General features: G+C 71.8%; 7 protein-coding genes. All 7 read left to right on the top strand.

The window, feature by feature from the left end; translation table 11 throughout:
- Positions 1 to 628 (top strand): tRNA lysidine(34) synthetase (locus AC1DY2_RS12610; RefSeq protein WP_476762742.1); only part of this gene is annotated, 628 nt, incomplete at its 5' end.
- Positions 629 to 720: 92 nt separating this feature from the next.
- Positions 721 to 1272 (top strand): hypoxanthine phosphoribosyltransferase, encoded by a 552-nt coding sequence (hpt, locus tag AC1DY2_RS12605; protein WP_476762741.1) that lies wholly within the window; start codon positions 721 to 723, stop codon positions 1270 to 1272.
- Between the two features lie 101 nt (positions 1273 to 1373).
- The gene (locus tag AC1DY2_RS12600) at positions 1374 to 3068 is read left to right on the top strand and encodes an MFS transporter (RefSeq protein ID WP_476762740.1); all 1695 of its coding nucleotides are present in this window, start codon (positions 1374 to 1376) and stop codon (positions 3066 to 3068) included.
- A 56-nt stretch (positions 3069 to 3124) separates the two neighbouring features.
- Positions 3125 to 3841, top strand: a complete 717-nt coding sequence (locus tag AC1DY2_RS12595; RefSeq protein ID WP_476762739.1) for a DUF2652 domain-containing protein — start codon at positions 3125 to 3127, stop codon at positions 3839 to 3841.
- Between the two features lie 83 nt (positions 3842 to 3924).
- Positions 3925 to 5943, top strand: a complete 2019-nt coding sequence (gene ftsH, locus AC1DY2_RS12590) for an ATP-dependent zinc metalloprotease FtsH (protein WP_476762738.1) — start codon at positions 3925 to 3927, stop codon at positions 5941 to 5943.
- 25 nt (positions 5944 to 5968) lie between these two features.
- The gene (gene folE / locus AC1DY2_RS12585) at positions 5969 to 6565 is read left to right on the top strand and encodes a GTP cyclohydrolase I (protein WP_476762737.1); all 597 of its coding nucleotides are present in this window, start codon (positions 5969 to 5971) and stop codon (positions 6563 to 6565) included.
- Between the two features lie 19 nt (positions 6566 to 6584).
- A partial coding sequence (locus AC1DY2_RS12580) for a dihydropteroate synthase (RefSeq protein ID WP_476762743.1) occupies positions 6585 to 6835 on the top strand: 251 nt, incomplete at its 3' end.

The following is a 6835-nucleotide window of genomic DNA, read 5'->3' as shown; positions in this document are numbered from 1 at the left end:
CGGCCACACCCTCGACGACCAGGCCGAGACCGTGCTCCTCGGGCTCGCCCGCGGGTCGGGCACCGCGAGCCTCGCCGGCATGCCGGCCCGCTGGGGCCGCTACGCGCGTCCACTCCTCGGCATCCGCCGCTCGACCACGCGGCAGGCGTGCCTCGACGCGGGGCTCGAGCCGTGGGACGACCCGCACAACGCCGACCCCGCCTACACGCGCGTCCGCGTGCGGGAGCGGGTGCTGCCCGTGCTCGAGGCGGAGCTCGGGCCGGGAGTCGCGGAGGCGCTCGCGCGCACGGCCGAGCAGCTGCGCGAGGACGATGAGGCGTTCACCAGCCAGATCGACGAGTTCATCGAGGAGATCTGCGAGCCCGCCGAGGCCGGCATCGCGGTCTCGGTCGGGGTGCTCGAGGCGAACCCCGCGGCGCTGCGACAGCGGATCATCCGGCACGTGCTGTCGAGCGAGTTCGGCGTCGCGCTCTCCCGCGCGCAGACACTCGACGTCGCCCGCCTCGTGACCGACTGGCACGGGCAGGGTCCGCTCGACCTGCCCGGCGGCGTGCAGGCGTCGCGCTCGGGGCGGCATGTCTTCTTCTCCACCACGGGCTCGACCGAGGTGCTGCCGCACGACCACTGAGCCCGCGACCGCTGAGCCCGCGACCACTGAGGCGGGCGGGCACAGCGTAGGCTCGTGGCATCCGTTCGCCCACGACACCAGGGAGCACAGGCATGGACGCGCGCGAGATCGAGGCCGACCTGACCGAGGTGCTCGTCACCGAAGCCGAGATCCACGCGAAGCTCGCCGAGCTCGCCCGGCGCATCGAGGCCGACTACGAGGGCAAGGACCTCCTGCTCGTCGGCGTGCTGAAGGGCGCCGTCATGGTCATGGCCGACCTCGCCCGCGAGCTGCGACCGCACGTGAACATGGACTGGATGGCCGTGTCGTCGTATGGCGCTGGCACGCAGTCGAGCGGCGTCGTGCGCATCAACAAGGACCTCGACACCGACCTCACCGGGCGCCACGTGCTCATCGTCGAGGACATCATCGACTCGGGGCTCACCCTCAGCTGGCTGCTCGGCAACCTCGAGTCGCGCGGAGCGGCGTCGGTCGAGATCTGCGCGCTGCTGCGCAAGCCCGACGCCGCCAAGGTCGAGGTCGCCGTGAAGTACCTCGGCTTCGACATCCCGAACCAGTTCGTCGTCGGCTACGGGCTCGACTACGCCGAGCGGTACCGCAACCTCCGCGACGTGGCGATCCTCGCGCCGCACGTCTACAGCTGAGCGGGCGGCGCCGCCCGGCGGGTGTGCACCGCAGCAGGCTCGGGTGACCGCCCGGCTTCCGGCCCTGTGCCGGGGGCGACGCAGGCCCTAGAGTCATCGCCATGGGCGATGGCCGGCGCCGCACCACTCTGCGCGACGCTGGCGCTGCCTTCGCGAGCAACTGGCTGAACCCGAACCTGCGCCGTGCGCAGCTCAGCTTCCTCGGCGCCTGGACCGCCGAGTGGGCCTTCACCGTGGCGCTCGGCATCGTCGCCTACCGCGACGGGGGTGCGGCGGCCGTCGGGCTCGTCGGGCTGCTGCGCATGGTGCCCTCCGCGATCCTCGCCCCGCTGCTCTCGCCGATCGCCGACCGGGGGCGCCGCGAGCGGGTCCTCATCCTCGTCTCCATCGTGCGCGGCATCGCGACCGCCGCTGCCGCCGTCGTCGTCGCGGTCTCGGGCCCCTCGGCGGTCATCTACGCGCTCGCCGTGCTGTCGACGATCGCGGCCACCCTCTACCGCCCGGCGCATTCCGCCCTCCTGCCCTCGCTGTGCAGCACCGGGCACGAGCTCGCCAGCGCCAACATGGTGCGCGGCCTGCTCGACTCCGCGGCGACCCTGGTCGGGCCGCTGCTCGCGGCGGTGCTCCTCCAGTTCACCGGGGTGGATGTTGTCTTCTGGGTCGCCGCGGGCGCCTCGTTCCTGGCGGCGGCCCTCCTGGTGCGATTGCGCTACGACGCCCCACCCCGGCCGGCCGCGCCGAGCCGTCCGAACCTCATCCGTGAGGCGGTCGAGGGGGTGCGGGCGGTCGCCGGCAATCGCGACCTGACCCTCATCCTCGGGCTCGCGGCGGCGCAGGCGCTGACCCGCGGGGCGCTCACGGTCTTCTCCGTGGTGGTCGCCATCGAGCTCCTGGGCACCGGCGAGCCCGGCGTCGGGGCGCTGATGACCGCGGTCGGGGTGGGCGCGGTGCTGGGGTCGCTCGGCGCGTCGCTCCTCGTCGGATCCGGGCGCCTCGGTGGGTGGTTCGCCGTCGGGGTGGGCCTCTGGGGGCTGCCGCTCACGCTCGTCGCCCTCGTCCCCCAGCAGTCGGCGGCGCTGGCGCTCCTGGCCTTCATCGGGGTGGGCAATGCCCTGATCGACCTCGCCGGCTTCACCCTCATCGCCAGGATGGCTCCCGACGAGGTGCTCGGACGCGTGTTCGGCGTGCTGGAGAGCCTCGTGGCGGTCTTCATCGGGATCGGTGCCGTCGTCGCCTCGACGATGATCGAGTGGTTCGGCGTCCAGACCGCGCTGATCGCGATCGGGCTGGTGTGCCCCGTGCTCGCCGTGGTGTCCTGGCGTCGCCTGCGCGGGCTCGACCGGTCCGTCGACGCGCTCGATGCCCAGATCGGGCTGCTGCAGCGGGTGCCGATGCTGCGGCCGCTGCCACTGCCGTCGATCGAGCGGCTGGCACGCGGCCTCGAACCGGTCGCCGTCCCCGCGGGCGCGGCCGTGTTCACGCAGGGCGACGTCGGCGACCGCTATTACGTGATCGCGTCCGGCGACGCCGACGTGGTGGGCGACGGCCGGGTGGTGGCGTCGCTCGGCCCGGGGGAGGGCTTCGGCGAGATCGCCCTGCTCCGGCGCACCCGTCGCACGGCGACCGTCGTGGCGAGGAGCCCGCTCGAACTGCAGTCACTCGGCTCCGAGCGGTTCCTCCCCGTGGTCCTCGGCTACACCGCGAGCGCGACCGAGGCCGCCGCGACGGTCGACGACCTGCTGCACCGCTACGAGCCGACGGAGTCGCACGGGGAGCCGCCGCCGCCCCCTCCGTGAGCGGGCGCCCCGAACGGGTTCATTGTGCACCGGGGGCTTTGGTGCGACCCTTGGGCATGGAATCCGGCCGCGCCGTCCTGCTCATCGCCGACATCGGTGGCTACACCGAGTACATGAGCACCCATCGGATGAGCCTCGCGCACGCCGAGGTGAACACCGCGCGCATGCTCGACAAGATGATCGACGCCGCCCCGGGCTTCGACCTCATCGAGATCGAGGGCGACGCCGCGTTCCTCTCGAGGCAGGCCGCCGACGATGACACGGATGCCGCGGTCGACGACATCCTCGACGCCGCCGTCGCGATGCACCGGGCCTTCCACCTCGAGCGACGGTACGTCGCGGCGAACCTGTGCCCGTGCAACGGATGCAAGGGCGCAGCCGACCTCAAGCTGAAGTTCGTCGCGCATGTCGGTGACGTGGCCATCCAGAGCATCCGCGATCGGGTCAAGCTCGTCGGGATCGACGTCATCCTCGTGCATCGCCTGCTGAAGAACCCGGTCGGGGTCCCCGAGTACGTCCTCGTTTCCGAGGAGCTGTACCGCACGGGGGAGGACGCGATGCGCGGCCCCGTGCACGAGGTCGAACCCGAACTCGAGGGCTTCGGCCCGGTGCACGCCTACTTCGTCGACGTCGCCGACCTCGACGGCTCGGCGGAGCCGTTGCCCGCGCCGTCGCTCGGCGGCCGGCTCGGGCGCACCTTCGCGGCGGCCGGCAAGGGGCTGCCCTACATGGTGGGGCTCAAGGGGTATCGCGCCGCGGCATCCGCCGGCTGAGCAGCCTCGGCCGACGGCTGCTGACCAGCCCTCAGCGAACACGTGGCCTGCATCCAGCATCGCGACGGTAGCCTTGCACCACCATGAACATGAAGAAGATCCTGCGCGGGCCGATCATCTACATCCTGCTCGCGATCGTCGCCGTGTGGATCGGATCGAGCCTCATCACCGCCTCCGGCTTCAAGGAGGTCTCGACCCAGCAGGGCCTCGAGCTCCTCAGCGACGGCAAGGTGGCCTCGGCGAAGATCGTCGACGGCGAGAACCGCGTCGACCTCACGCTGGCCAAGCCCGACGACGAGCTCGGGTCGCAGGTGCAGTTCTACTACGTCACGCCTCGCGGCGAAGACGTGGTGAACGCGGTCGACGCGGCGAACCCGAAGGACGGCTTCAACGACGAGGTGCCGCAGCCGAACTGGTTCCTGTCGATGCTCGGCATCCTGCTGCCGCTCGTGCTGATCGGCCTCTTCTTCTGGATCATGCTGTCCGGCATGCAGGGCGGCGGCAACCGCGTCATGCAGTTCGGCAAGTCCAAGGCCAAGCTCGTCTCGAAGGAGAGCCCGAAGGTCACCTTCGACGACGTCGCCGGTGCTGACGAGGCCATCGAGGAGCTCCAGGAGATCAAGGAGTTCCTCAAGGAGCCGGCGAAGTTCCAGGCCGTGGGTGCCCGCATCCCCAAGGGCGTGCTGCTCTACGGTCCTCCCGGAACGGGCAAGACCCTCCTCGCGCGCGCCGTCGCGGGCGAGGCCGGTGTGCCGTTCTACTCGATCTCGGGCTCCGACTTCGTCGAGATGTTCGTCGGCGTCGGCGCGAGCCGCGTTCGCGACCTCTTCGACCAGGCCAAGCAGAACGCTCCGGCGATCATCTTCGTCGACGAGATCGACGCCGTCGGCCGGCACCGCGGTGCGGGCCTCGGCGGCGGCCATGACGAGCGCGAGCAGACCCTCAACCAGCTGCTCGTCGAGATGGACGGCTTCGACCCGAAGACGAACGTCATCCTCATCGCGGCGACGAACCGCCCCGACATCCTCGACCCCGCGCTGCTGCGCCCGGGCCGCTTCGACCGCCAGATCGGCGTCGACGCGCCCGACCTCAAGGGCCGCCAGCGCATCCTCGAGGTGCACTCCATGGGCAAGCCGCTCGCCAAGGGCGTCGACCTCGAGGTGCTCGCGCGCAAGACGCCGGGCTTCACTGGCGCCGACCTGGCCAACGTGCTGAACGAGGCCGCGCTGCTCACGGCGCGCTCGAACGCGCAGCTCATCGACAACCGTGCCCTCGACGAGGCCGTCGACCGCGTCATCGCCGGTCCGCAGCGCCGCACCCGCGTCATGAAGGACAAGGAGAAGCTCATCACGGCCTACCACGAGGGCGGCCACGCCCTCGCCGCGGCGGCGATGAACTACACCGACCCCGTGACGAAGATCACGATCCTGCCGCGCGGTCGCGCCCTCGGCTACACGATGGTGCTGCCGCTGGAGGACAAGTACTCGATCAGCCGCAACGAGCTGCTCGACCAGCTCACCTACGCGATGGGCGGCCGCGTCGCCGAGGAGATCGTGTTCCACGACCCCTCGACGGGCGCGTCGAACGACATCGAGAAGGCCACCTCGACCGCGCGCAAGATGGTCACCGAGTTCGGCATGAGCGCGAACGTCGGCGCCGTGAAGCTCGGCCAGTCGCAGGGCGAGGTCTTCCTCGGCCGTGACATGGGCCACCAGCGCGACTACTCCGAGGAGATCGCCGAGCGGGTCGACGCCGAGGTGCGCTCGCTCATCGAGCAGGCCCACGACGAGGCCTGGCAGGTGCTCAACGACAACCGTGACATCCTCGACCACCTCGCGGCCGAGCTGCTCGAGCACGAGACGCTCGACCACAACCAGATCGCCGAGATCTTCAAGGACGTGCGACGCCTGCCCGAGCGCCCGCTCTGGCTCTCGAGCGATCGTCGCCCCGTCTCGGACCGCCCGCCGATCGCCTTCCCCACCGCGAAGGCGCCGATCGACCAGGGCGCCGTCGACGGCGGCGTGGACTCGGGCGACACGCCCCTCGAGGAGCCGGCCGCATCCCGCGCATCCCGCTCGAAGCCGCGGCCCGCGACGGCGTAGTCGACCGACCCGAAGAGGGGGTGCCATGGCCGGTGTCGACACCGGGCGCATCGAGCGCGCCGTGCACGAGATCCTGCTCGCGATCGGCGAGGACCCGACGCGGCCCGGCCTCGAGCGCACCCCCCAGCGGGTGGCCGAGGCCTATGCCGACTTCTTCGGCGGCCTCCAGGTCGACCCGCTGAGCCACCTCGCCGACACCGTGCCCATCGGGGCGACGGATGCCGGGGTGCCGGCGACCTCCGACGCCGTCGTGCTGCGCGACCTCGCGTTCCGGTCGGTGTGCGAGCACCACCTGCTGCCCTTCGTCGGCACCGCCCACGTGGCCTATCTGCCGGGCGACCGGGTGGTCGGGCTCGGCCGCATCCCCGCCGTGATCGAGACGCTCGCGGCGCGGCCGCAGCTGCAGGAGCGGCTCGCCGAGGAGATCGCGGACACCCTCCAGGCGGGCCTCGACCCCAAGGGGGTGCTGGTGGTGCTCGACGCGCAGCACCGCTGCGTCACCACCCGTGGCTCCCGCCAGGAGCGCAGCTCGACCATCACGATCGCGAGCCGCGGCGCGCTGGCCGAGCCGGCCGCGCGCACCGAGATCATCGCGCTCATCGGGGCCCACGAACGTGACTGATCCGGTGCCCACGCTGGTGATGGGCGTCGTGAACGTGACGCCCGACTCGTTCAGCGACGGTGGGCGCTGGTTCGACGCCGAGGCCGCCGTCGCGCACGGCCTCGAGCTCGCCGCCGAGGGCGCCGACGTGCTCGATGTCGGCGGCGAGTCCACGCGTCCGGGTGCCGCGCGGGTCGAGCCCGACGAGGAGCTTCGCCGGGTCGTGCCCGTCGTGCGCGAACTCGCCGGCCGCGGCATCCGGGTCAGCGTCGACACCATGCGGGCGGCCAC

This window comes from Agromyces sp. P1_H4 (genome assembly GCF_056405255.1).
This window is presented reverse-complemented; position numbering and strand designations above follow the sequence as displayed.

Excerpts from the sequence above, each read along its gene's own strand:
- folE (WP_476762737.1), top strand. The coding sequence starts at position 5,969 with ATGGCCGGTGTCGACACCGGGCGCATCGAGCGCGCCGTGCACGAGATC.
- AC1DY2_RS12595 (WP_476762739.1), top strand. The coding sequence starts at position 3,125 with ATGGAATCCGGCCGCGCCGTCCTGCTCATCGCCGACATCGGTGGCTAC.
- ftsH (WP_476762738.1), top strand. The coding sequence starts at position 3,925 with ATGAACATGAAGAAGATCCTGCGCGGGCCGATCATCTACATCCTGCTC.
- AC1DY2_RS12600 (WP_476762740.1), top strand. The coding sequence starts at position 1,374 with ATGGGCGATGGCCGGCGCCGCACCACTCTGCGCGACGCTGGCGCTGCC.
- hpt (WP_476762741.1), top strand. The coding sequence starts at position 721 with ATGGACGCGCGCGAGATCGAGGCCGACCTGACCGAGGTGCTCGTCACC.